The sequence below is a fragment of the Enterococcus sp. DIV1420a genome (assembly GCF_051712165.1).
GTDB lineage: Bacteria > Bacillota > Bacilli > Lactobacillales > Enterococcaceae > Enterococcus > Enterococcus faecalis.
On sequence record NZ_JBIOOI010000002.1, the window covers coordinates 1,410,048 to 1,436,059 of the forward strand.

Here is a 26,012-nt window from a genome sequence, read left to right on the forward strand (position 1 = left end):
TACAACAGGAAAGTAAGTTCTCGGTTGCCCGTTTTCTTACTTTCCTATTGAGTGCCTCATTTATTTTGCATTTAATTCAGCAATTTTAATAATCACATTGGTCGCTTTTTCCATGGCTTGTAATGAAACAAATTCAAAACGGCCATGCATATTTTCGCCACCAGCAAAGATATTTGGTGTGGGAATCCCTAAATAAGAAATTTTTGAGCCATCCGTTCCACCGCGAACAGGTTCAATAATTGGTTGAATTGACAATTCTTCCATTGCTTGTTTAGCAATTTCGACAATGGACATATCTTTTTCAATCACTTCTCGCATATTATAGTATTGATCAAATAAATCAACTTTGATTCGTTCTTCATCAAATGGTGCATTCAATGTTTGCTGAATTTCTTTAATTTTAGCTTTACGTGCTTCAAAAATCTCGCGATTGTGATCGCGAATAATATACGTCATTGTAGCTTCTTCTGGCGTTCCAGCAAACGCTGCTAAATGATAAAAGCCTTCTTCACCTGCTGTTTTTTCTGGAACTTCGTCAGCAGGTAAGGCATTATGGAAATCAATTCCTAATTGTAACGCATTAATCATTGTATTTTTTGCTGTTCCTGGATGAACGTTTTTCCCTTGAATTGTAATTTCTGCTTGCGCCGCATTAAACGTTTCAAATTGTAATTCACCTACTGGTCCGCCATCCATTGTATAAGCAAAATCCACGTTAAATTGAGCGACATCAAATTTGTCGGCACCTACACCAATTTCTTCGTCAGGACCGAAAGCCACACGAATGGTGCCATGTTTAATTTCTGGGTGATTAATTAAATATTCCATGGCTGTCATTATTTCCGCAATACCTGATTTATCATCAGCCCCTAATAAAGTGGTACCATCTGTTGTGATAAGTGTTTCACCACGATAATTTTTTAAGTTAGGAAAGTCTTTCGTATTTAAAGTGAATTTGCCTTCTTTATCTAAAGGAATCGTTGATTCTCCGTCATAGTTCTCAACAATTTGCGGAGAAACATTCACTGCATTAAAATCAGCGGTATCCATATGGGCAATAAAGCCGATTGAACGAACGTCTTTCTCCACGTTACTAGGTAACGTAGCAATCACAAAACCATTTGTTTCGTTATAAATAACATCGCTCATTCCTAATTCTTCTAATTCTTTTTTTAAGGTTTGTGCAAAGGCTACTTGTGTTTGTGTTGATGGTGTCGTTGTGCTTGTTGCATCTGAGCGTGTTTCTGTTTTCACATAGCGTAAAAAACGAGGTAATAAATTTTCATACATAAAAGAACACTCCTTTAATCTTCATTTTTTATTTAAAACGAAATGGGTTGGTATTCGCTTCTGATTCAAAAATGGATACAGCCCACTCATTTTCTTGTTTCCATTGATTCATTAATTCCACAAGTTTTGGCTTACAAAGCGCTTCAATGTAATGACCAGGATCGATAACTGGTAAATCTTCAGCAATCATGTCATGTGCCGTATGATAATACACATCACCAGTAATATAGACATCGGCTTGTTTACGTAATGCATCATGATAGAACTTTTCACCACTTCCACCACAAATGGCTACCCGTTGAATCATTTTAGTATCATCTTTTGCAATGACCCGCAAGCCGTCCAATTGGAAAGCTTCCTTGACTTGCTGTACAAAATCAGAGAGCCTCACAGGCTTGTCTAATACTCCAACCCGACCTAAACCAAATTCTTTTGATTGATTTTCAATGGTATAAACATCATACGCCGGTTCTTCATAAGGATGCGCCTGTAACATAGCTGAAAGAACTTGTTCTTGCTTAGTTTCGGGGAAAATCACTTCGATTTTTGCTTCTTGGACGACACTTTCTTGACCAATTTCGCCAATCGTGGGATTTGCTCCTTGTGTTGGTGTAAAACGTCCTGTTCCAATTAAAGAGTAACTTGTTTTAGAATAATCACCTTGAGCTCCAGCGCCAGCTAGACCTAAAGCTTCTCTCATTTGCGGAGCTTCATCAATTGGCACAAAAACGGCTAATTTTTTATAAGGAACAGTATGTGTTTTAGTTAAAAAGGTGGTCTGTTTAATTCCCAATAATTCACAAAACCAATCATTTAGCCCATTGTCAATAATATCCATATTAGTATGCGCTGCGTAAACAGCAATATCGTGTTTTAATAAATCAGCGTACATTTTTTCTTGAAAATTATCTGTGGTTAATCGCTTAACTGGGCGGAAAATAGGTGGGTGTTTCGCAATAATTAAATCAACCTGCTTCTCAATTGCTTCTGCAACGACCTCAGGACGAACATCTAAGGTAACCATCACATTTTCAATTGGTTTATCTAACGTACCAATGTGCAAGCCCACAGGATCTCCCGTTTCAGCTAGCCACTCGGGACAATAGTCATTGAAACGTCGAATCAATGTCTTACCGTTCACAGCCATTGGCCAGCACCTCCTCAATTAATTGTTGGTCTTGCTGTAGTTTCGCTTGTTTTTCAATATGTTCTCCACTTGCTTTTGCTAGTTGTGCAAGAACAGTTTTGCGCTGTTTTAATTCTCGTTGCCATTTTTTAGTAAAAACCGGTCCTTGTTTTTTAATTAAAACTGGCCCAAATAGTAATTCTTGGTCCGTATAAGAAACGGATTGCTCTGTTTTTTCGGCTACGATAATTTCATACAACTTACGGTTTTCTTCCACGATTGTTTCATCAATAATACTGTAGTCGTTTGCCATTAACCAGCGGCGTAAAGTTGGTTCACCAATATTCGGTTGTAAAACAAGGCGTTCCTTCCCTGTTAAACGATTTTTTTTGCGTCCAGCTTCTAAAATATCTCGGATTAATGTGCCGCCCATTCCACAAATACTAATGACGTCTATTTGATCTTCAGGTTCAATTGCATCTAGCCCGTTCGCTAAACGTACGATAATTTTATCCGTCAAATTGGATTTACTGACTTGGGTTTTGGCAGATTGATAAGGTCCTTCTACCACTTCCCCAGCCACAGCAAAAGACAGTTTATTTTCTAACATTAAAGCAACTGGTAAATAAGCATGGTCTGAACCAATGTCTGCTAAGCGACTTCCTCTAGGGATTAAATCACCAACCGTTGCGAGACGTTTTGATAATTGATTTTCATTCATATTTTTGATTCCTCCGTTGCTTATTATACCATTGTCAATTGAAGATGAAAACTTACACATTCGTGCAATCTACTGTTTTCTCTCCTTAATCACTTATAAAAAAGAACCCCCTTCAAAATCAATTTCATAACTTTGAAGAGGGCTGTCATTATTGCTATAAAGAGCATTCTCCTTATATTAATAATAGGGAAAACATTTTTAATTAGGCATTTGCCAACCAGTTTTCAACTTCTGCTAAGGCATCCGCAATCCCTGCTGGATTTTTCCCACCAGCTTGAGCCATATCAGGACGACCACCGCCGCCACCGCCAACTTTTGGCGCAATTGCTTTGATTAAGTCACCGGCTTTTAAGCCTTTTCCGTTCATGTCTTTTGTCATAGCCGCTAACAAGCTTACTTTTTCATCTTGTGCAGTTGCCAGAACTAGTACATCAGACAATTCTTTTTGTTTCCATTGGTCAGCCAATTGGCGTAATTGATTCATGTCTTTAACATTGACTTGAGCGGCAATATAACGAACACCGTTGACGTCTTTGACATCTTTAAAAATGTCACCAGCTTGTTGGTTCGCTAATTTGCCTGCCAATTGTTCGTTTTCTTTTTGTAGATCACGTAATTGTTGTTGCAATTGCTCTGTTTTCGTAACCACTTCTTTTAATTGAGGTGATTTAACTAATGTAGCAATCTCTTTCAATTGACGTTCTTCTTCTTGTAAAAGTTGATACGCTTCTTTACTCGTCACTGCTTCAATACGGCGTACTCCTGCACCAATCCCAGATTCAGAAACAATTTTGAAAATCCCGATATCTTCTGTATTAGCAACATGTGTTCCACCACATAATTCGATAGAGTAATCCCCAATATTAACTACACGGACTTCTTTGCCATATTTTTCGCCAAATAACGCCATTGCGCCCATGTTTTTCGCTGTATCAATATCTGTTTCAATTGTGACAACAGGAATAGCTTCCCAGATTTTTTCGTTAACGATGGCTTCCATCCGCGCTAGTTCTTCTGATGTAACTTGCCCAAAATGAGTAAAGTCAAAACGTAGATGTCCTGGTGCAACTAATGAGCCTGCTTGGTTGGCATGCTCCCCTAACACATCTTTTAAAGCACGATGCAATAAATGGGTTGCCGTATGGTTTTTCAAAATACGTGTCCGCATCCGTTCGTCCACTTGCAATTGATAAATTTGGCCTTCAGCTAATGGCGCCAAAACTTCTACTTTGTGTAAAAATTGACCATTTGGTGCTTTTTTCACATCCACCACGTTGGCAACGACTTCCCCTGCGGTATTTTTTACATAGCCGCGGTCAGCAATTTGTCCACCCATTTCAGCATAAAATGGTGTTTCAGCAAAAATTAATTCGGCTGTTCCTGCAGATGCTTCATTTACTAGTGCGTCACCTTGAATAATAACAAATAATTCACTATCATGTGTTAATTCTGTATAGCCAACAAATTTACTTTCTACTTTAATATCTGTTAATAAAGCAGATTGAACACCCATTGAAGTTTCTTTACTGCGGGCAGAACGAGCGCGTTCACGCTGTGCTTCCATTTCTGTTTCAAACCCAGCATGGTCGACTTTCAAGCCTTCATCTTCTGCAACTTCTTCCGTTAATTCTACTGGGAAGCCAAAAGTATCATAAAGTTTGAAGATAATTTTTCCATCTAATGTATCGCCTTTTGCATCTTTAACTTCTTTAATAACCTCATTTAACATGCTTAAACCTTCATTGATGGTTTCATGGAAACGTTCTTCCTCTGTCCGAACCACTTTTTCGATGAAGTCTTTTTGTTGTAATACTTCTGGATAGTAGCTTACCATGATTTCGCCAACAACAGGCACTAATTTGTATAAAAAGGCTTCATTAATGCCTAATTTTTTCCCGTGCATTACCGCACGACGTAATAAACGACGTAACACATAGCCACGACCTTCATTTGAAGGAAGCGCACCATCACCAATTGCAAAGGATAAGGCACGAATATGGTCAGCAATCACTTTAAAGGAAACATCCGTTTGTGGTGCATCTCCATATTTCACGTTGGTTCCTAAAGCTTCTACCGCATGAATGATTGGCATAAATAAATCAGTTTCAAAATTTGTTGGTGCATCTTGAATGATAGATACAACACGTTCCAAGCCCATGCCCGTATCAATGTTTTTATGTGGTAATGGTTCATACGTATCTTCTGGTGTATGGTTAAATTCAGAGAACACTAAGTTCCAAATTTCTAAATAGCGTTCATTTTCGCCACCAGGATAATTTTCTGGATCATCTTCTGGAATATCTAAAAATTCTTCGCCGCGATCATAAAAGATTTCCGTATCCGGACCACTTGGACCAGCACCGATATCCCAGAAGTTATCTTCTACATCAATAATATGGTCTTCAGATAAACCAACTTCATCACGCCAAATGCGTTTTGCTTCTGTATCTTTCGGATAAACAGTCACATATAATTTTTCTGGGTCAAAAGCAAGCCATTCAGCACCAGTTAAAAATTCCCAGGCCCAGTGAATCGCTTCATTTTTAAAATAATCTCCAATTGAGAAGTTCCCTAACATTTCAAACATTGTATGATGACGAGCCGTTTTCCCAACATTCTCAATATCATTTGTACGAATAGATTTTTGAGCATTCGTAATTCTTGGATTTTCTGGCACAACAGAGCCATCAAAATATTTTTTCAAGGTTGCAACACCAGAGTTAATCCATAATAATGTTGGATCGTTTACTGGTACTAAAGAAGCGCTTGGTTCTACTGAATGTCCTTTAGACTTAAAGAAGTCTAAATACATTTGGCGAACTTGACTACTTGTTAATTCTTTCATTGATTTTCCTACTTTCTATTAATAATTAACTATTTATATTTTGTACCCTCTTAAGTGGCAGATTGTGAACACAAAAAACACCATTGCAGTCAAGGACGATTGCTCGCGGTACCACCTTGATTGCAATGATGTTGGATCATTACCTCTTAAGCTCTATAACGCAGAGTCGCGTTGATATTTCTATCAAGTCCATCTAAAGGGAGCAAGTAAATTTATCTGATGCCCTTCTCTCAGCAATGAACGGCTTTCTGTGATCAAAATAAGATTCCTCATATCCTTTAGCTTATAGTCAAAAGTATAAGAAAGATCTGCTAAAAAGTCAATTGTTTTCGTAGGAATCTTTCCTTACTGAGCTGTTTCAAATAACGTTTGCTCTAAATAAGGCAAAATTTGTTCATTTATTTGATACCCTTTTCCCCAAGAGGTTGTAATAATCTCTTCGTTCATACCTGCATCACTAAATTTTTGTTTCACTCGTTTACATACGAAAGACAGCTGCGATTTTGTAGAAGCATCTGGTTCTTTCTGCCAAAGCAAGCGACAAATTTGATCACGATCCAACCCTTCGTGGGCATGCTGATACAAGATTTTTAAAAAGCGTTGTTCGTTTTTTGTAAAGCGAATCTTTTTTACTTGGTCATCAAGTAGCTCGGCTGTGACTTCGGCAAAACTTTGATCGACAGTGTCAATTTTTTCACGAATATCTTCCAATGAATCTTTGAGGCCTAACCACCGGATAATACCTCTTTCCTGCCAAATCTCCGCTTCACGTTTATTACACATCGATTGTGAACGTCGATAAATCGGCTTCTCTAACGATGAAAGACTTCCTAATAATCTCAAGCAATCGTTCTGAGATAGTGTTTCGCTTAATACAATTGCATCAAAATAATTAAAAAAAGTTAACTCATGTTCTATAGTTTCTTCACAGCAGTTCGTACAAAAGACTTCATAATTTAAATGTTGTAATTGCTGCTGAAATGTTTGCTCAACTAAAATGTTCTTTGTTAATACCAAAATCCTTCTCATTTCTTCTTTCCTCCTAGAACTCTTTCTGCTACCAATAACTAAACGCACCAATCAAAATACGTTACCAAATCGCGTGTTTTCTCCATCGATTGGTTAATAAACACCTTTTTATCTTCATCTCTCTTCGCTCCTTTATTCTTTATTTTGGTGGTTATTTATATTATATTAGAAAATGATTTTTTTTGTGTGTAAAATTTTTTTATCCTCCGTAAAAAAAAATGAATTTCCTTTAATATCAACTAATAAAGCTGATTTTTTAACAAAAAAAGTGCCGAAACTTCCTACTTTTTGCTAAAACACGCCAAAAATTCTGTAATTTTATTATTTTTTTCTCGAGAAAACATCAAAATGTTGATGTTTAACACTAACATTTTGATGTTTTCGACAAAAATCTTTACAATTAATCGGTAATTTTCTCTACTTTTAACGATAACTACTTTTAAAAAAGAGTTATTTTAAAAGTGACTTAAATATTTATCATATAAAAAGTAAGGGACTAAAATCTTTACGATTCTAGTCCCTTACTTTTTATAATCCACAACGTTTTTAGTTAGAAGAATTCTTTTTTGCTTTTCTAGCAGAACGATCTTTTTGACGACGTTCAATTTTACGTTTTTTCTTATTGCTGTCTTCAATTGCCCAATTAATTTTTTTCTTGTATCCTGGTTTAATTTTTTTCTTTTTCTTTTTCACTAAACCAATTAACGTTGGGTCTAATTCTTCTCGAGATTTTTCTCGTTTTGTTCGACGATTACGATCATACGTCTCTACAATCTCACCATTTTTAATTTCTTTTGGTTTGAAAGAAACACCTAACTGCTCAATCTGAGTAATCGCTTCATCATCTGCTGGTGAATATAATGTTATGGCAGTCCCATTCAATCCATTACGTCCTGTGCGGCCAACCCGATGGATAAAGAAGTCCAATTCATGTGGAACTTCTGCATTGATGACATGTGAAACCCCTTCAATATCAATCCCACGTGCGGCTAAATCAGTAGCTACTACATATTGGTAGTCAAGATTTTGAACTTGACGCATCACACGTTTTCTTTCGCGTGGTGTAATGTCTCCATGAATTTTGGCAACTTTTAGGCCCTGATCTTTTAAGTAATCGGTGATTTCATCAACTCTTTGTTTAGTATTTGCAAAAACAATCGCTAAATAAGGATGCCCGATAGTCAATAATTGATAAATTATTTGATTGCTGTTTTTTCCTTTGGTGGAAATCAACCAATTGTCAATTGTTTCTGAAATAACTGCTTTTGGTTTGATATGTTCAATCACTGGATTTTCTAAATATTTTTTTAAAAATGGTCGTAATTTTTCTGGAATGGTTGCAGAAAAAACGAGCATTTGTAATTTTTCTGGCAAACGACCAGCAATTTGATCGACTTCTGCTAAAAAGCCCATATCTAATGTCATGTCTGCTTCATCGACAACAAAGGCAAAAGCCGTATGCACTTTCAAGGCTTGTTCATTCATCATATCTAAAATACGCCCTGGTGTACCAATCACCACATGAGGTTGCTGATGCTTTAATTTATTTAATTGACGTTGTTTATCTGTTCCGCCAACAAAATTTGACACTCGAATTTCTGGTTGACTGAAACGAGCCAGTTGCTGCGCTTCTTGATAAATTTGATTGGCTAATTCACGACTAGGCGCAGTAATCACAATTTGTACTTCGTCGATAGTTGGCTTAACTTTATCCATTAATGGAAGTAAAAAAGTATGCGTCTTTCCACTTCCTGTTTGCGATTGTCCAATGACACTTTTCCCTTTCTTAATGATTGGGATTAATTTTTCTTGGACTTCTGTTGGTTCTTCAAACCCTTTTTCTGCGAGTGCTTCGTTGATAAAAGGTTGAAATTGAAATTGTTTAAATGAAGGCACTTGCCTCACCTCTTCTCGTTAAATTCTTTATGCACTTTGGCATTATAACACAAAAACAACTTTTACTCACCTGCTGATTCCTTTGTTTTCGCAACTTCTAATGTACTGACTGTATAAGTATGGCTGGCTTTTTCATAAAACAAACGCCGTTTTTTACGAATCAAGGTTAACAAAACGTTGATCAAAAACAGTAAATATAAAATTAAACAGAACAAATACAGAAGCAGTGACACCATTTGCAACATCCGATTAGAAGAATTCAATAAATCAGTGGCATTGGCTAGATAAATACTAATTAAACCATACACAAAATACAAATAACCGTAGCGAACAAACAAGGCTTTTAAACGAATTTTTTCATGTCCTGTTTCAACCACCCGAATGCGAACAACTTTTTTCCCTAACGTTTGACCATTTGTCAGTTTCATCATGACGATAAAGACCGCAAACACCATGATAAAGAACCACATCCGATCTGAAAAAATCGGATAATTGGTTGCCCAATTTTTATAAGCTGGAATGAAATTTAGTCCAAAAACGAGCAGGCCTTGCACAAAGCCAATCACCAACCAATCAATCCCCCATGCAAAGAAACGTCTCAACAGGCTAACTGTCTGCCCTTTTTCATAAGAGGTGGCATCAATTTCTTCTCGTGTTGGCAATAAAAAGGTAAAGAGTGGCGTCAACCAATAACCGACCATGCCTCCGACGGTATTATTAATTAAATCATTGACATCCGCCAAGCGATACGAACGTGGATAAATAAAATAAAGGCCAGATAACTGTGTTAATTCAAAAAATAATGACAATAAAAAACTCGCAAGAACTGTTTTTAAAAATGAACATTTGAAATAATACCGTAAATACACACCAAAAGGTAAAACTAATAAAACATTAAACAGTGGTTCTAAAACGGCATGTTGTTTTAATGCTGGCAAATACGTACTAGGATCTTTGATCGAAAAAACAGTTTCGTTTAAAATCCCTGAAATAAAATGAAAAGGCCGCAGTTCCATTGTTGGTCCTGTGTATTGAGCCACTTCTGCTCGAGATGGCAACGGTAAAATTACCAAGAAATAGGCACATAATAAATAAAAAACAAATGAATACAAAATCATTGCTCGTGTCCAAACAAATGAACCATATTTGCGGTATTCATAGATTAATAATGCCCCAGAAATAAAAAATGCTAGAAACGGGAAAATAATGATTGCCCATTTAATTGGTTCGCTATATACTGCCATAAAAATCCCTCCAAGATAAACAATTTCAAGTATGAATGCCTCAATAACACTATACTTGTTTCTAAAAAAATGTACCAACAATAAATTTTATTTTGCAAATCCTCTCCTTTGCAGTATCATTAAGAAAAAGGAGGACGTTCTCATGTTACAGCCATATTTCGCGTTTGGAGTGCCGCTATTTTTACTTGTGCTCTACTTACTCTTTGCACTGATTCACCGTCAAACAACGATTCATTATTTACGGTTTATTTTGTTACTTATTTCAACATTTCTCATGGTTTTTAGTTTCCAAGTATTGCAAGAATCATGGACCATCAACCCTGAAACGTTAAAAGATGCCGCTTATTCTCCGCAATGGTTATGGATTCCTTTAGGTATCGGGTTAATCCTCACACTTTACAACGCTTGGCACGGCCTTCGTACAATGATAAAATACAAGACCGATAAACATTAGTAAGAGTCTAGGACGATGGTTGTGTCCTAGACTCTTACTGTCTCATCATTCAAATGAAATTTAATTTTTCTTAACAAACTCTGATTTTAACTTCATTGGACCAAAGCCATCTACCTTACAATCGATGTTATGATCACCTTCCACTAAACGAATGTTTTTCACTTTTGTGCCTTGTTTAATTGCGCCACTGGCACCTTTAACTTTCAAATCTTTGATTACAGTAACACTGTCACCATCCGCTAAAAGATTGCCATTTGAGTCCTTGACTACTAAGCCTTCTTCTGCAACTTCTTCTGTTGGTGACCATTCATGACCGCATTCTGGACAAATAAATAATCCGCGATCTTCATAGGCATATGCCGACCCACATTCAGGGCAGTTTGGTAATTGCTCTGTCATTAACGTTCTCCTTTGTAAAAAATAATTCTTTTTCATTTTACCTTATTTTCTAGTGAATGAAAAGTAGTCCTAATGATTTATCAACGTCCGATAACTACTTTCTAATTACTTATTTATTTTTGAGCCCACTCTTGGCAAGCTGCTTGGATTTCTTGGTAAATCACTTCAATTTCAGCTGCATCACGGGCATTAGCGCCACTTGCCAAAGGATGGCCGCCGCCATGATGTTTTTTAGCAATTGTATTAATGATTGGTCCTTTGGAACGTAACCGAACGCGATAATAACCTTCCGGCTGTTCAACAAAGATTGCCCATGAGAGAACATCTTCAATTTTTCCTGGCATTGAAACAATGGCTGCCGTTTCAGAATCGACAATATCATAACTGTTTAAAATACTTTGTGGTAAAACGACACGAGCAGCGCCATTTGCGTCGATTTCTAAATTTTGATAAATATAACCCGCTAATTTAGCAACCTTTAAAGGCATTTGGTCTAACTCACGATTTAAGTCTGCGGCATTAAAGTTAAACGTACGCAATTGCGCAGCGACAGCGAGTGTATGCGCCGAAGTGGAAGGATAAAGAAAACGTCCTGTATCCCCCACAATCCCAGCATACAATAAACGAGCTGCATTATCTGTCATCGTTAATTCTGCTAAATGCTGTTGCCAAAAATCAACAATAATTTCACTACAACTACTTGCATTTGTATTCACCCAAACTAAATCTCCATAGGGTTCATCATTCGGATGATGATCGATTTTAATTAATTGATCGCCTAAAGAAAAACGCGCATCACTAATTCTTGGAGCATTTGCAGTATCTGTTACAATGACTAATGCACCTCGATAGACATCGTCAGTAATAACGTCCATTTCAGCTAAAAACTCTAAGCCTTCCACTGGTCCGCCTACTTGATAAATATTTTTTTCAGGAAAGCTCGCTCTTAAGAGTTCTGCTAACCCAACCTGTGAGCCAATTGCATCTGGGTCGGGCCTTTGATGTCTATGAATAATAATTGTTTCATATTGTTTAATTGCTGCCATAATTTCTTTTACTACGTCCATTCTTTGTAGCCTCCTACGTTCTCTCCATCACTTGGCAAACAACAATTGCTTTTGCCACAATGACATTTTCTAAATAAACTTCAATATCTAATTTTGCAGAGCGACGACCAATTTCTAAAATCCGTGGACGAATGTCCAATTCACTTTCCAACTGGATTAGCCGCAAATAATGTAGATTCACTTGTTCAATTAGTACATTTCTTTTTTGATTCATCAACATTGTTCGTTGTGTCACGTTAGAAATAATTTCACTTAGGACACCGAACGAGATGGTACCAACACTGTTAACCATTTGGGGCGCAACCGAAAAACGAAAACGGGTTGTTTCTTTGCCATTTTCTTCAACAGGCATCACTTCCCCGGAAATTTGATCTGAAATTGTATCTGCAATTTGTGGTTGTCGTTGCACCAATTGCATAGCTTTCATCACATCTTGGCGAGAAACAATCCCAACAAGCGCTAAATCATCTTCCACCACCGGCATGACTTCTAGACCATCCCAAATCATTTGATGACTGACACTCGCTACACTCATCATCTTTTTCACAACATTGGGATCCTTTGTCATGACTTTATCCACGGTTAAATGTTCACTTTTACCAATGACATCTTTGGCTGTGACAATCCCCACTAAACGTAATTTCTTATTTACTACTGGGAAACGAGAATGATGGGTACTTTCAGATAATGCCTGATAATCTGCAATCGTTTGAGTTGTCAACAAATAATTGGTTTTTTCAAGCGCTGTATAAATATCACTGACGAGTAAAATGTCTTTTTTAATCAGCTGATCACTTAAAGCACGGTTAATCATAGTAGCCACAGTAAATGTATCATATGTGGTTCTCAAGACAGGCATACCCAGACGATCTGCTAACTGCGCAATCTCTTCAGATGTTTCAAATCCACCTGTAATTAAAACGGCTGCCCCATTTTCTAAAGCAAGCTTTTGCACACCTTGGCGGTTACCAACAATCATTAAAGAGCCTGGAGTAATATATCGCGTCATTGCGGTTTCTGTCATCGCACCAATTACAAATTTATTAAGGACTTTGTCTAGACCAGAGCTACCGCCTAACACATCCCCTTCAATAATCCGGACCACTTCACCAAATGTTAATTTTTCAATATGTTTTTTTAACTTCCGCTCAATTCGTATCGTACCAACACGTTGAATGGTGGAAACAAGCCCAATATTTTCTGCATCTTTGATGGCCCGATACGCTGTTCCTTCACTAACACTTAAACTTTTGGCAATGCTTCGAACAGAGATTCGATCGCCAATTGGTAATTCTTCAATATGTTTTAAAATTTGATCATGTTTCGTCGCCATAATTTCCTCCTAAACTAGGATCGTCTCTCCTGGGTTTAATACTTTCCCGCCAACTACTTGCTCTACGAATATTGCTGGATTTTGTTGGATAACAGGAAAGGTATTGTAATGAATTGGAATGGTTATTTCAGGATTTAAGTAAGAGACTGCTTCTAGCGCATCCTCTGGTCCCATCGTATAATTATCGCCAATTGGTAAGAACGCTACATCAATGGATTTGTCTTTTGCAAAAAGGCGCATATCTGAAAACAACGCCGTATCACCAGCGTGATAAATTTTTTTATCTTCTGCTTCTAAAATAATCCCACTTGCTTCGCCCATGTAGGTCATTACGCCGTCTATTTCATAACCGGAACTATGCAAAGCTGGCACAAATTTAACCGAACCAAAAGGAAAGACATAACGCCCACCTAGATTCATTCCATGCGCTTTTACCCCTTGCGACTGTGCATACGTAGCCACTTCAGCTATCGCAATAATCGTTGCCTTGTTGGCTTGAGCAATTGCTAGCATATCGCCAATATGATCGCTGTGTCCGTGGGTGATTAAGATGTAATCAGGGTGTAAATCTTCAAGTGAAACGTCCGCTAAAGGGTTGCCATTAATAAAAGGATCAAATAAAAGGTTCGTGCCGTCGTTTAGACGAATTTCAATACATGAATGTCCATGTCCTATCAGTTCCATTTGTATTCCTCCTACGGTATTTTCTACACACTCTTATGATAATTAATCGTCAAATTCATTCTTAAAAGTAGTACAGTTTAGTACAGTTTACTTTCTTTATTGTAACAGAGAATTAGAAATATACAATCGCATTTGCTTATTTTCTTAGCTAGTAAAGAAACAGACGAGAAAAATCATGAATCTTTCTCGTCTGCTTCTTTTTACTTATTTGGTTGTTTTCCGAAAACGTAAAATCGTTAATATAAAGGCCGCCACACATAATAGAAAGGCGACAAAAAAGGTTTCACGCATTCCCACAATAAATATATCTGGGCGATTAGCCAGATACGTGGTTACTCGTTCACCATAGGCTTCGCTCATACCACGATATAAAATGGTCGTTGACAACGCAATCCCAATGACCATTCCTAAGTTTCTAGCAAAAGAATTCATACTTCCTGCTACACCTAAATCTTGCTTTTCAACACTGCTCATAACCATTGTATTGTTTGGAGACTGGAAAAGTGCATTTCCCAAGCCCATAATGGCTGTTGCAATCACATAATACCAGATAGGCGAATTCATATCTAAAAACATATACATTAACGACGTACAGCACAAGAGCAACAATCCGCCAAATGTTAAAATACCTGGGCCAATTTTATCCGTCAAATAGCCACTCAGAGGAGCCCCAACCACCATTAATAACGGAAATACCATCATTAATAGACCAGCATAACTAGCACTTAGTTTGCGTGCATCCTGCAAATAAAATGGAATGACAACATTTACAAAAAAGTTTGAGGCAAAAATTAAAACGGCGGACAATAAACTTAAAGTAAAAATTTTGTTTTTAAAAATTGCGAACTTAATAAGTGGGCTTTTTCTTTTTCGTTCAACCATTATAAATAATCCTAATGCGATTACTGCAATAATGAACAATAAATAGGATTGTAACGAGCCAAACCCGCTCTCTTGTCCGAGGAAAATCCCGCCGAAGAACGTCATAATCGCAATGGCAATACAAGCAAATCCTGAAAAATCGATTTTTTCTTTTGTTTTTGTAATATCTTTTGGTAGAAACTTTTCACCAATTAAAATTGTAACTAGCCCCACAGGAACATTAATCCAAAAAATATACGACCAAGAAAAGTTTGATAAGATCAATCCACCAATCCCAGGACCAGCAATCGCGCCTAAAGAGACAAAGGCTCCTACTGCACCAAGCGCCCGCCCTCTTTCATTTAAAGGGAATACTTCCGTAATAATTCCTGAATTGGTCGCCATGGTCATGCTAGCACCAATACTTTGAACGACTCGCGCAAATAATAGAAAGCTCAGCGATTGATTAAAGCCACAAAGTAACGAACCAATCGTAAAAATAACCGTGCCAATTCGATAAACTTTTATTTTTCCAAAACTGTCGCCAATTTTTCCAAATAATAATAAACAAGCACAGACAACCATTAAATAAATAGATACGACCCATTCCGCTTGATTCATGGGTACGGACATTTCTTTTGAAATAGTCGGTAAAGCAATATTTACAATGCTGGAATCTAATGTAGACATGAAGGTAAACATAGCCACAGAAACTAAGATCCACCAACGATTTTTCTGCACTTCAGAATCCTCTTGGTAACTTTTAATTTTCTCCATTGATTCATCCCCTCTCGCTCCAAAACAGTTTACTTACTAATAATAACTCTATTTCTTCTTTTTTTCATCGGAAATTTTCTAAAAAATCACTCATGAGATGTTCACCTTCTTATTACACGCTCACAATTGACAACCATTCGCTTTTACGCTAATTTAAAATTAGCAAACGGAAAACGCAAGGAGGACTTGAAATGACCTTAATTTCTCGCATTAAACAACTAGCTCAGTCAAAGCAATTAACCCTCGCCCAATTAGAAAGAAACGTCGGCATTTCCAATGGACAAATTCGTCGTTGGGATACCTCTTCGCCTAAAGTAGAGAATCTTTTAAAAATAGCAGACTATTTTTCTGTTTCCTTGGACTATTTAATGGGCCGCACCCAACAAACAGAGATCAATCATCAGGCACCTATGACAAGCACACAAAAAGAGTTACATATTCACATTACTACGGAAGAGTTAACAGAAGAAGAAATTACTCAGTTAGAGGAAGAAGCAAATCGTTTCTTGCGGTTCCGTAAATTTGAAATGACAAATTCTTAAAGAACGTTCACTTCTCCTAGTCAATTGATAGCAAAAAAACTAGCACCTAAACAAAAAAAACCACCACGACCGTCGTCTGTGGTGGAAATGAAGGTTGTTATTTACTCTTGGTAGGAGTAAGTATGAAAAAACCAATTCGGGATAATTGGCATAACGTAAGTATAGTAGTTTGTGCCTTTTTTATCATGAGTTTCAGCTATATTTTTTATAAAACTTTTATTAGAACACCATTAACAGTCCTTTATTTAGATTCTTTAAAGCGTTTTCTTTTATTGAACATATTGTTTTAAACATTCGATTTCCTGTGCTACACTTACTTTTAGAAGGGGGATTTTATTATGGCAAATCAAAAAAAAGATAGCTTATCAACATTATTTTCTGAAGAAGTTCATGGACCGTTTGTTACTTTCTTGTTTAACACCCATGTCGCTCATCAAAACGTAGAAAAAGATTCGCTTGTTTTGAAAAATTTTGCAAAAGCGGCAAAAACACGCTTTGAAAAAAAATTTCCTGAGGAAAAATGGGCTGTTTTCCAAGAAAAAATTGACGCACTTCTAGCTGATGCTTCCTTCTGGCGCAACGGCACAGCAAGTGTTTCAATCATCTTATCTCCAGAAAACACCTTTGTTCAACGATTAGATGTGCCCGTTGACGATCAATATTACGTGGACACGATCCCTTATTTACTTGGACTAGTCAAAGACAAACAATTTAACTACCATTATTACCTACTTGCTCTAAATCGCGATTCAATGAAACTTTACAAAGTCGATCATACGACTGTGACTCCTGTTGAATTGCCTAAAGACGCGCCAACAGACGTGGTCACAGCTTTAGGTGATGAATTAACGGGTGGTAATTTAAACTTTTCAACTCAAGGTAGTTCTAACGGTTCTAAAGAAGGTGTCGCTTATCATAGCATCAATACTAAAGATAAAGAAGTTGAAATTGATTGGGTGAACTACTATCAAGCAGTCGATACTTTCTTAAAAGATCAACTGGATAATCCTGAAAAATTACCGCTTTATCTTTATGCTTTACCAGAAAACCAAACACTCTTTAAAAAGATTGCTAAAAATCCTTATTATGATTGCTCAATTTCAGTTGCTGCTTCACCTGCACAAGCAACCATTCAAGATATCCGCAGCGCTAGTGAAAAAATAGCTGCAGAGTTAACAGAAAAAGAAACAGCTTCTTATAACAAATTACTAGATCGTAAATTCTTAGATCAATTTACAGATATTTCGCCAGCGGCAGCTGACGGTAAAATTTCCCATCTTTTTATTGCAACGTCACTCTTTGTTACTGAAAACAATGAAATGTCATCTGAAGAGTACGATCGCCGCAAACTTTTAAACACCATTGCTTACCAAGTCATTCAAAACGGCGGTCAAGTTTTTGTTTTAGACCAAAAAGCTGCACCAGATGAAAAGTCTTTAACGGCTATCCTCCGTTATTAAAAACAGGCAAAAAGCCCATTGTAAGAAAGCGCCTTACAATGGGCTTTTTTTCTGAGACTTATTGAAACAGCACTATAACAGCCTTATCTTCACTTTCTAGTTTTTAAAAAACATCCGATAAAAAAGAAAATAAGGTTATCGCTATACAAAAACCAGTTAGTATGCTATAGTAATAGATGTAGTTTTTGTTCGGTAATATGGGTAGCTGTTTCAAATAAACATCTTCCACATTTTTCACCTTTCAAGTAATTGCAAAATATGAATGTGTTATAACACACATCTAGGAGGATATTTATTATGGAAACAGGTACAGTAAAATGGTTTAACTCAGACAAAGGCTTTGGCTTCATCACTGCAGAAAACGGAAACGATGTATTCGTACATTTCTCAGCTATCCAAGGTGACGGCTTCAAAACTTTAGAAGAAGGTCAAGCAGTAACTTTCGAAATCGAAGAAGGTCAACGTGGCCCTCAAGCAACTAACGTTACTAAAGCTTAATTAAACAATACTGACTCAAAAACCTGACGTTAATCGTCAGGTTTTTTTTATAAAAAAAAGAACAAGAAAACTTTCTGAAACTAAGTGCTTCCTCTATTTTTTTTGAAGAGTTTTCGTTATACTGAAGAGGAAAAATGTTTTAAAGGAGTTTATTTATGCAATTTTATGGTGATTTAACCTTTTTAGGTGTTTATTTATTGGGTCTCTTTTTCATTCCCTCGTGGCGGAAAAAGAAAAAAGAACACGATTGGTTGCCGTGGATGTTTGGCTGGACTGTCTTTATGTTCTTCTCATATGTTTTATATTTAGAAATCATTCGTGGCACAGCCTTCTTTTTAATTCCCATTGCTTTTTTTGGCTTGTTTGCGCTCTTCTACTTCAAAGAAAAAAGGCGTTTACTGAATGGAACATTATTTAATATTTTTCTTGTGGTTCTAGCGACTTATTTAGGGATTACTGCGATTCGTACAAACAACTACTTTCTAATCACCTTAGCAATTATTGCCCTGCTGGCGATTTTTATCGCTTTGGCTTTAGGACTCTATGCCTTAATTATTTTCCTCTATTGGAATGCGGTCGTTGTTATGAGAAAAGAAGGTCGGTCTCTAGGGAACTTGTTGACGTTGTTGCTGGCAATTGGCTTAACATTACTATTAATTTATAATTTCTTTTTTCAATCGTTGTTACCAACGTGGCTCTCCTTACCATTAACTATCGCGCCATTTATTTTGACTTATTTCGCGTTTGTTTTTTATAATTTTTTAACTGTTTCTACGTTGTATCAATTTAATCAGCCAAAATATACACAGGATTATATTGTTGTGTTAGGTTCGGGGTTAATCAATGGTGAGATTGTGCCGCCGTTATTGCAAGCCCGCATCAACAAAGCCATTCAATTTTACAAGGCTCAAAATCGCGCAACGTTAAACCCACCAAAAATCGTCATGTCTGGTGGCCAAGGCCCTGATGAATTACTTCCTGAAAGTGTCGCGATGAAAATGTATGCTTTGACACAAGGTATTCCTGATGATGATATTTTAGTAGAAGCTCATTCAAAAAACACACTAGAAAATATGCGTTTTTCCAAAGAAACAATGATTGAGGATTTTGGAAATGCTAATTTCCAAGCCATTTTTACTACAAACAATTATCACCTTTTCCGAGCGGGTCTTTTCGCTCGAATGGCTGGCTTAAAAGCTGATGGCATTGGTGCAAAAACCGCTTTTTATTTTTTACCTAACGCGTTTATTCGAGAGTTCATCGCCATTGTAGTGATGTACAAACGCCGCCATATTATTGTTTGCGGCCTAGCTGCCATCGGTATGGTTATGTTATTCTTAACAGGATTGATTATTCAGTAAAGAAGGAGTTTCCCCTATGAGTTTGTATCAAAAATTTATTCAAAATGAACGTTTGCGACGTTTTTGCGTCCTTGCTTTGATTATTTTTGTGCTTTATTTATCCAGAAGCATGATTACAACAATTCTTTTAACATTTATCTTTACCTATTTAGCTGTTCGTTTGGTTCATTTTGTTCAACGCTATATGAAAATCCCGACGATTGTCATCGTTCTCTTAACCTATGCATTGGTTGTTTTTCTAATCTATTTAGCGATTACTAAATATGTTCCCGTTCTAGTTAACCAAACGACTCAAATGATTAATTCTGTAGTTGATTTTTATCAAAGCCCACATACAGATACAAATCAAGTATTGCAATTTATTGATCAATACTTGGAAAAATCTAACTTACTCTCTCAACTCCAGAATGGCGCTTCAATGATTTTACGCTACATTCAAGATATTGGCGCTGTCGGCTTATCATTTGTCATGTCCTTTATTTTAAGTTTCTTCTTTATGATTGAGAAGAAGCAAATGGCTGATTTTTCTAAGTTATTTTTAAAAAGTGATTTTGATTGTTTTTTTCAGGATATCTATTATTTTGCCAACAAGTTCGTCAACACATTTGGTGTCGTAATGGAAGCTCAGTTTTTCATTGCTGTGGTGAATACAGTCATTACTACCTTGGCCTTGGCGATAATCGGCTTTACTCAGCTACCTAGTTTAGCCATTATGATCTTCATTTTGAGCTTAGTCCCAGTTGCTGGTGTGATTATTTCCTGCATTCCGCTAAGTTTCATCGCTTATTCCCAAGGTGGCTTGAACGATGTGATTTATATCTTAGCTTTAATTACAATCGTCCATTTATTTGAATCTTACGTGCTAAATCCTAAATTCATGTCTAGTAAAACAGAGTTACCAATCTTTTATACGTTTGTCATTTTATTAGTTAGTGAGCGTCTTTTTGGTGTATGGGGACTTATTGTAGGAATCCCTGTTTTCACTTTCTTCTTAGATGTCTTAAAAGTAAAACCAATTCGTGGCCTGAAACGGCTACCTAATGTGAAAAAAAATAGTTCAGCAGAATAATTTCTGCTGAACTGTTTTTTTATTGTTTTCTTAAATCATTTAAAATAGCCATGGCTCGGTCTTGGTTCATCGTTTTTTGACGTTTTAATTGTTGAGCGACTGCCTCAACTTCTTTACCAGTAGCTCCGACCGTCATCGCTAAAGAACGTGCTTGTAGAGCCATGTGTCCTTTTTGAATTCCTTCAGAGACTAAGGCCCGTAACGCCGCTAAATTTTGTGCCAAACCAACAGCCGCTACTACTCGACTTAGTTCTTTTGCATCCGTCACTGCTAACAAATCAGCAGCTGCTTGAGATTTAGGTAAGACTTTTGTGGCACCGCCAACCGTGGCTAAAGCAAGCGGAACTGAAATTTCACCAATTAGTTGTTCGCCATCCAGCGTCCAACTAGTCAAGCCTTGGTAGCGACCTTCCTTCACCGCAAAAGCATGACAAGAAGCGCTAACAGCGCGTGTATCATTTCCTGTAGCTAAAACTACAGCTTCAATGCCATTCATGATCCCTTTGTTATGCGTGACTGCCCGATAAGGATCTAATGAAGCATAGCGTGAAGCTAAAACAATTTTTTCAGCAATTTCCCGGCCATTGCTCCCCTTACTTAAACGTGAAACTGGAATAGCCGTTTTCATCGTAACAACCGACTCCGTGGCATAATTACTTAAAATACTGAATAAAATCTTTTGCTCCGCAAACCATTCACGGAACAACTCGGCCACACCTTCCAACATAGCGTTAACGATATTTGCCCCCATTGCATCCTTAACATCTACTAAAAAGTCGACAGATACAAATGATTCATCAAAAGCACGATATTGCAAATCTCTTAAGCCGCCGCCCCGTTTAACGATAGATGGATAACTTAACTCTGCTTGTTGAAAAACTTCCGCTTCTCTTACTTGTAGTTTATCAATCAATGACTCGGGATCTGCAACATCGTAAAAAACGATTTGTCCACGCATTAAGCGTTGTTGATTCACTGTTTTAAATCCTTGTGCTATTTTTGCACCATTACTCAAAGCCGCAATAACTGAGGGCTCTTCTGTCGCCATTGGTACCAAATAATCAGTTTCGTCCACTGTTAAATGTAAGCCAACGCCCATCGGCACTTCTGTTTCACTGATTTGATTTTCAATCATATGATTGGCAATCTGCGAAGATAAAGCCGTATTTTCAAATTCTTTTTTTGTATCAGCAGAAATCTGGCCTTCATTAAGAAGAGAAGCCAGGCGTTCCTCAGGACTCATTTGATAAAATCGGCTGTTTTTTTTTTGCTGAGGTCTCTCTAGTAGCATAGCGAGTCCTAAGCCACCGCCGATACATAAAGAAGCCACTCCATATTTCTTTTCTTTTTGATTTAATTGATAACTTAAACTCGTTAATAAACGAGCACCTGTGGCACCAATCGCATGACCTAATGAAATACCGCCACCATAAATGTTGACCTTTTCCTCTGGTAAAGCCAGTTCTCTTTGGACCACGATTGAAGTTGCTGCAAATGCTTCGTTGATTTCATACAGATCAATTTCTTCCGTAGTAAGTTGATTGCGCGCTAACAGTTTTTGAATGGCTTTAATCGGCGAAATTCCCATATAGGCTGGATCAATACCGACTTCCACACTGTCTCGAATAATAGCTAAATAAGGAAGACCGTGTGCTTCGGCATATTCTTGTGAAGCAATAATCAAAGCAGAAGCCCCATCATTAATGGTTGATGCATTCCCTGCTGTTACAGTACCGTCTTCTTTAAAAACTGTTTTAAGCGTTCCTAGCTTCTCAACGCTCGAATTAGGGCGAATCCCTTCATCTTTCTCCACAAGCGTTCCTGATACTTCTAATGGGGCTATTTCGTCAGCGAATATCCCTTCTGCTTGTGCTTGAGCTGCTTTTAATTGTGAATGTACAGAAAATTGATCTTGCTCTTCTCTAGTTACATGATACTTTTCGGCCACATTTTCAGCAGTTAAGCCCATTGCCTGACCACTAAAGGCATCCGTTAACCCATCGTACATCATACTAGAAAAAGGCGCATCATAGCTTTCTGTTTCGTAATTAAATCGTTGTAATTTAGGTGCTTGGGACATATTCTCAATCCCGCCAGCAATTAAAACTTCCGCTTCTCCTAATTGAATCAATTGTTTCGCCAAAATAACGGCCTTCATTCCTGATCCGCAGACCTCATTAACCGTCATTGCGGGAATTTCATGAGACAAACCGCTGTTTATTGCTATTTGTCGTGCGGGATTTTGGCCATTTCCAGCTTGTAAAACATTTCCAAAGATTACTTGATCAATTTCTTCAGAAATAGTGGAATGTCTTTTTAAAAGTTGTGTTGTAACATGTGTTCCTAAGTCTACGGCACTTACTTGACTTAAGCTGCCTTTATATTTTCCAATTGGTGTTCGTAATGCATCAATAATAACTACTGTTTTCAACTAAATGCACCTCCATCTTGAAATATATCATAAAATCCCAGAATCACAAGTGCCAATTACTGAATGTTAACAGACTTATAAGATATTTTTTAATAATCTATGAAGTTAATACAAAAATTCCCCATTTTGGTTCATTTCGTGCTATTTTATATAATGAATCTATTTATCGTAAAGGAGTTAAAGAAATGACAATTGGGATTGATAAAATTAGTTTTTTTGTGCCCCCTTATTATATTGATATGACGGCACTGGCTGAAGCCAGAAATGTAGACCCTGGAAAATTTCATATTGGTATTGGGCAAGACCAAATGGCGGTGAACCCAATCAGCCAAGATATTGTGACATTTGCAGCCAATGCCGCAGAAGCGATCTTGACCAAAGAAGATAAAGAGGCCATTGATATGGTGATTGTCGGGACTGAGTCCAGTATCGATGAGTCAAAAGCGGCCGCAGTTGTCTTACATCGTTTAATGGGGATTCAACCTTTCGCTCGCTCTTTCGAAATCAAGGAAGCTTGTTACGGAGCAACAGCAGGCTTACAGTTAGCTAAGAATCACGTAGCCTTACATCCAGATAAAAAAGTCTTGGTTGTAGCAGCAGATATTGCAAAATATGGCTTAAATTCTGGCGGTGAGCCTACACAAGGAGCTGGGGCGGTTGCAATGTTAGTTGCTAGTGAACCGCGCATCTTGGCTTTAAAAGAGGATAATGTGATGCTGACACAAGATATCTATGACTTTTGGCGTCCAACAGGCCACCCGTATCCTATGGTCGATGGTCCTTTGTCAAACGAAACCTACATCCAATCTTTTGCCCAAGTCTGGGATGAACATAAAAAACGAACCGGTCTTGATTTTGCAGATTATGATGCTTTAGCGTTCCATATTCCTTACACAAAAATGGGCAAAAAAGCCTTATTAGCAAAAATCTCCGACCAAACTGAAGCAGAACAGGAACGAATTTTAGCCCGTTATGAAGAAAGCATCGTCTATAGTCGTCGCGTAGGAAACTTGTATACGGGTTCACTTTATCTGGGACTCATTTCCCTTTTAGAAAATGCAACGACTTTAACCGCAGGCAATCAAATTGGTTTATTCAGTTATGGTTCTGGTGCTGTCGCTGAATTTTTCACTGGCGAATTAGTAGCTGGTTATCAAAATCATTTACAAAAAGAAACTCATTTAGCACTGCTGGATAATCGGACAGAACTTTCTATCGCTGAATATGAAGCCATGTTTGCAGAAACTTTAGACACAGACATTGATCAAACGTTAGAAGATGAATTAAAATATAGTATTTCTGCTATTAATAATACCGTTCGTTCTTATCGAAACTAAGTATTTAAATCCCCCGATTCAATCAACAAAAGAGCTAGACATTCAAGCAAAAACTTGAATGTCTAGCTCTTTTTATGAAAGCCAAACTTCTTTGACCCCGTCTGTCACGGCGATACCATCTGTCAAAGCTAAACGTTGTGAATAAGAAACGTAGCCATAATAAACATCAACACCGCCGCCATTGTTCCAAGTAACAGTGATTTTAACATTTGGAGTAATCGATTTTGTAGCTGGTTGGGTCGTCGGGCGATAACTAGTCGTATCATAACTTAAAATAGTGCCCGAAGCTCCACTTATTTCGGCTTTTCCTGTGTAAATTTCGCCATTCGTATTCGTCTGCGTGACCGCTCCATTCGCTTCAATGATTAAACCCGCTTGCTTTTGATCTCCTCGTGGATAATAAAAAAGATACGTGGTTGCCCATTTAGCAAATTCATCTGGAATTGGTTTAAGTGATTCCGTTGGTGCCGGACTCGACTTCGTTTGCTTTTCAACCGCGACTTCTTCTTGTCTTTTTAAGCCTTCATTATTTTGATTATTTAGTTTCTCAACCGTTTCTTTAACGATCGAATAGTGTGGTTTCCCTAAATCGCTAACAGGGATCGTAGCTAATTTTTCTTCTGATTCTTTATATTGCCCCTCTGCCGTTAACTTTTTAGCTTCTGTAATAATGGCATCATACTTGGTTTGGTCTACAGAAGAGGATGTGCTTTGTCCCGTAGCTTCGACTTGTTTTGTGACACTGGTTTTTTCCGTGGTCACGTCTGACGAATTTCCACAAGCACTTACAAACATTGAGCTAACGATTAATAAACATCCCACAATCACATGCTTTTTCATCTTTAAATCCCCCATTTGTCTATCTTTGTTATTTTTTGTTACTTAAATTATCCCATAGATGAACAAAAGAAACCATTATTTATAAAAAAGTTTAGCAAGCGCTTCAAGAGAGGCACTTGCTAAACTTTTTTCTCACTGTTATTGATTGATTACTTTGACTAGTTCTTCAAATAATAATGCACTAGATGCTGCTCCTGGATCAATATGACCAATTGCTCGTTCCCCTAAATAAGAGGCACGTCCTTTTTTCGCCACCCAATCTTTTGTTGCTTCAGCAAATTGTTCAATTTTTTCTTCATTAAATTGTTCCGTTCCAATTACTTCAGCAACAGGTGCCCAGACATCAACCATCGTTTTATCTCCTGGTTCAGCTTTGCCACGCATCTGAATCCCAGCTAGACCTTGCTGAACAATTTCTTTTAATTGCTCTGGCGAACTGATGGTTTCCAAATCTTTTGTCGCTTTAGTCATATTCATAAACGCAGTACCATATAAAGGACCAGAAGCTCCGCCAACTTTTGAAATCAAAGCCATGGATAGGACTTTAAATGTCTCCGTGATTGTTGTTGGTACTTTTTTGTCAAACGCAATTTTGTATTCAGCCATACCACGAGCCATGTTGTTACCGTGATCCCCATCACCAATCGGCGTGTCTAATTCACTTAGATAGTCTTTTTTTTCTTCAATAACTTTTGAATAATTGTCTAACCATGTTTGAATGTCTTTTACTGTTAATTCCATCTTTTAT

General features: G+C 37.4%; 22 protein-coding genes. 7 read left to right on the top strand and 15 right to left on the bottom strand.

Annotated elements, in window-relative coordinates; translation table 11 throughout:
• Positions 1-60: 60 nt before the first annotated feature.
• The 7 genes from pepT to IGI80_RS18125 form a co-directional block, all read right to left on the bottom strand.
• Entirely contained in the window at positions 61-1,290 is a 1,230-nt protein-coding gene (gene pepT / locus IGI80_RS18095; RefSeq protein WP_002360428.1) for a peptidase T, read from the bottom strand.
• Positions 1,291-1,318: 28 nt separating this feature from the next.
• Complete coding sequence (locus tag IGI80_RS18100) at positions 1,319-2,437, bottom strand: Nif3-like dinuclear metal center hexameric protein (protein WP_002361747.1); 1,119 nt, start codon at positions 2,435-2,437, stop codon at positions 1,319-1,321.
• A complete protein-coding gene (locus IGI80_RS18105; RefSeq protein ID WP_002357733.1) occupies positions 2,421-3,137 on the bottom strand; it encodes a tRNA (adenine(22)-N(1))-methyltransferase in 717 nt (238 codons plus the stop codon). Before IGI80_RS18105 ends, IGI80_RS18100 begins: the two co-directional genes overlap by 17 nt.
• A gap of 202 nt (positions 3,138-3,339) precedes the next feature.
• Positions 3,340-5,982 carry an alanine--tRNA ligase gene (gene alaS, locus IGI80_RS18110; RefSeq protein WP_002366615.1) on the bottom strand — a complete coding sequence of 881 codons (2,643 nt, stop codon included), beginning with the start codon at positions 5,980-5,982 and terminating at the stop codon, positions 3,340-3,342.
• Between the two features lie 345 nt (positions 5,983-6,327).
• Positions 6,328-7,011 (bottom strand): helix-turn-helix domain-containing protein, encoded by a 684-nt coding sequence (locus IGI80_RS18115; protein ID WP_002381934.1) that lies wholly within the window; start codon positions 7,009-7,011, stop codon positions 6,328-6,330.
• 546 nt (positions 7,012-7,557) lie between these two features.
• Positions 7,558-8,916, bottom strand: a complete 1,359-nt coding sequence (locus IGI80_RS18120; RefSeq protein ID WP_002385937.1) for a DEAD/DEAH box helicase — start codon at positions 8,914-8,916, stop codon at positions 7,558-7,560.
• A gap of 53 nt (positions 8,917-8,969) precedes the next feature.
• Positions 8,970-10,151, bottom strand: a complete 1,182-nt coding sequence (locus IGI80_RS18125; protein WP_010707619.1) for a VanZ family protein — start codon at positions 10,149-10,151, stop codon at positions 8,970-8,972.
• A gap of 55 nt (positions 10,152-10,206) precedes the next feature.
• Here IGI80_RS18125 and IGI80_RS18130 point away from each other — a divergent pair, with 55 nt between their 5' ends.
• On the top strand, positions 10,207-10,605 hold the full coding sequence (locus IGI80_RS18130; protein WP_002382283.1) for a hypothetical protein: 399 nt from the start codon (positions 10,207-10,209) through the stop codon (positions 10,603-10,605).
• 60 nt (positions 10,606-10,665) lie between these two features.
• Here the strand turns inward: IGI80_RS18130 and IGI80_RS18135 are convergent, their stop codons facing one another.
• The 5 genes from IGI80_RS18135 to IGI80_RS18155 form a co-directional block, all read right to left on the bottom strand.
• Positions 10,666-11,004 (bottom strand): zinc ribbon domain-containing protein YjdM, encoded by a 339-nt coding sequence (locus IGI80_RS18135; RefSeq protein WP_002357741.1) that lies wholly within the window; start codon positions 11,002-11,004, stop codon positions 10,666-10,668.
• A gap of 113 nt (positions 11,005-11,117) precedes the next feature.
• Complete coding sequence (locus tag IGI80_RS18140; protein ID WP_002357742.1) at positions 11,118-12,071, bottom strand: DHH family phosphoesterase; 954 nt, start codon at positions 12,069-12,071, stop codon at positions 11,118-11,120.
• 13 nt (positions 12,072-12,084) lie between these two features.
• Positions 12,085-13,404: a DRTGG domain-containing protein gene (locus tag IGI80_RS18145; RefSeq protein ID WP_002357743.1), complete on the bottom strand. Its 1,320-nt coding sequence runs from the start codon at positions 13,402-13,404 to the stop codon at positions 12,085-12,087.
• A gap of 9 nt (positions 13,405-13,413) precedes the next feature.
• Positions 13,414-14,088, bottom strand: coding sequence for a metal-dependent hydrolase (locus tag IGI80_RS18150; protein WP_002361745.1), 675 nt, complete (start codon positions 14,086-14,088; stop codon positions 13,414-13,416).
• A 204-nt stretch (positions 14,089-14,292) separates the two neighbouring features.
• Positions 14,293-15,726: an MFS transporter gene (locus tag IGI80_RS18155; RefSeq protein WP_002357746.1), complete on the bottom strand. Its 1,434-nt coding sequence runs from the start codon at positions 15,724-15,726 to the stop codon at positions 14,293-14,295.
• 191 nt (positions 15,727-15,917) lie between these two features.
• Between IGI80_RS18155 and IGI80_RS18160 the strand changes: the two genes are divergently transcribed.
• The 5 genes from IGI80_RS18160 to IGI80_RS18180 all read left to right on the top strand — a co-directional run bounded on the left by IGI80_RS18160 (position 15,918) and on the right by IGI80_RS18180 (position 20,656).
• The gene (locus IGI80_RS18160) at positions 15,918-16,268 is read left to right on the top strand and encodes a helix-turn-helix domain-containing protein (RefSeq protein ID WP_002357747.1); all 351 of its coding nucleotides are present in this window, start codon (positions 15,918-15,920) and stop codon (positions 16,266-16,268) included.
• A gap of 338 nt (positions 16,269-16,606) precedes the next feature.
• Positions 16,607-17,728, top strand: coding sequence for a baeRF6 domain-containing protein (locus IGI80_RS18165; protein ID WP_002360437.1), 1,122 nt, complete (start codon positions 16,607-16,609; stop codon positions 17,726-17,728).
• Between the two features lie 297 nt (positions 17,729-18,025).
• Positions 18,026-18,226, top strand: a complete 201-nt coding sequence (locus tag IGI80_RS18170) for a cold-shock protein (protein WP_002357750.1) — start codon at positions 18,026-18,028, stop codon at positions 18,224-18,226.
• Positions 18,227-18,381: 155 nt separating this feature from the next.
• A complete protein-coding gene (locus tag IGI80_RS18175) occupies positions 18,382-19,587 on the top strand; it encodes a YdcF family protein (RefSeq protein WP_002382277.1) in 1,206 nt (401 codons plus the stop codon).
• Between the two features lie 16 nt (positions 19,588-19,603).
• Entirely contained in the window at positions 19,604-20,656 is a 1,053-nt protein-coding gene (locus tag IGI80_RS18180) for an AI-2E family transporter (protein WP_010783022.1), read from the top strand.
• A gap of 19 nt (positions 20,657-20,675) precedes the next feature.
• On the opposite strand, the gene IGI80_RS18185 is transcribed toward IGI80_RS18180, so the two are convergent.
• Positions 20,676-23,087, bottom strand: coding sequence for a hydroxymethylglutaryl-CoA reductase, degradative (locus tag IGI80_RS18185; RefSeq protein ID WP_438724233.1), 2,412 nt, complete (start codon positions 23,085-23,087; stop codon positions 20,676-20,678).
• A 185-nt stretch (positions 23,088-23,272) separates the two neighbouring features.
• Between IGI80_RS18185 and IGI80_RS18190 the strand changes: the two genes are divergently transcribed.
• Entirely contained in the window at positions 23,273-24,424 is a 1,152-nt protein-coding gene (locus tag IGI80_RS18190; RefSeq protein WP_002361740.1) for a hydroxymethylglutaryl-CoA synthase, read from the top strand.
• Positions 24,425-24,496: 72 nt separating this feature from the next.
• On the opposite strand, the gene IGI80_RS18195 is transcribed toward IGI80_RS18190, so the two are convergent.
• Together IGI80_RS18195 and dhaL are read right to left on the bottom strand one after the other, a co-directional pair.
• Positions 24,497-25,279 (bottom strand): hypothetical protein, encoded by a 783-nt coding sequence (locus tag IGI80_RS18195; RefSeq protein WP_002394413.1) that lies wholly within the window; start codon positions 25,277-25,279, stop codon positions 24,497-24,499.
• 123 nt (positions 25,280-25,402) lie between these two features.
• The gene (dhaL, locus tag IGI80_RS18200) at positions 25,403-26,005 is read right to left on the bottom strand and encodes a dihydroxyacetone kinase subunit DhaL (RefSeq protein WP_002360441.1); all 603 of its coding nucleotides are present in this window, start codon (positions 26,003-26,005) and stop codon (positions 25,403-25,405) included.
• Between the last annotated feature and the right edge of the window lie 7 nt (positions 26,006-26,012).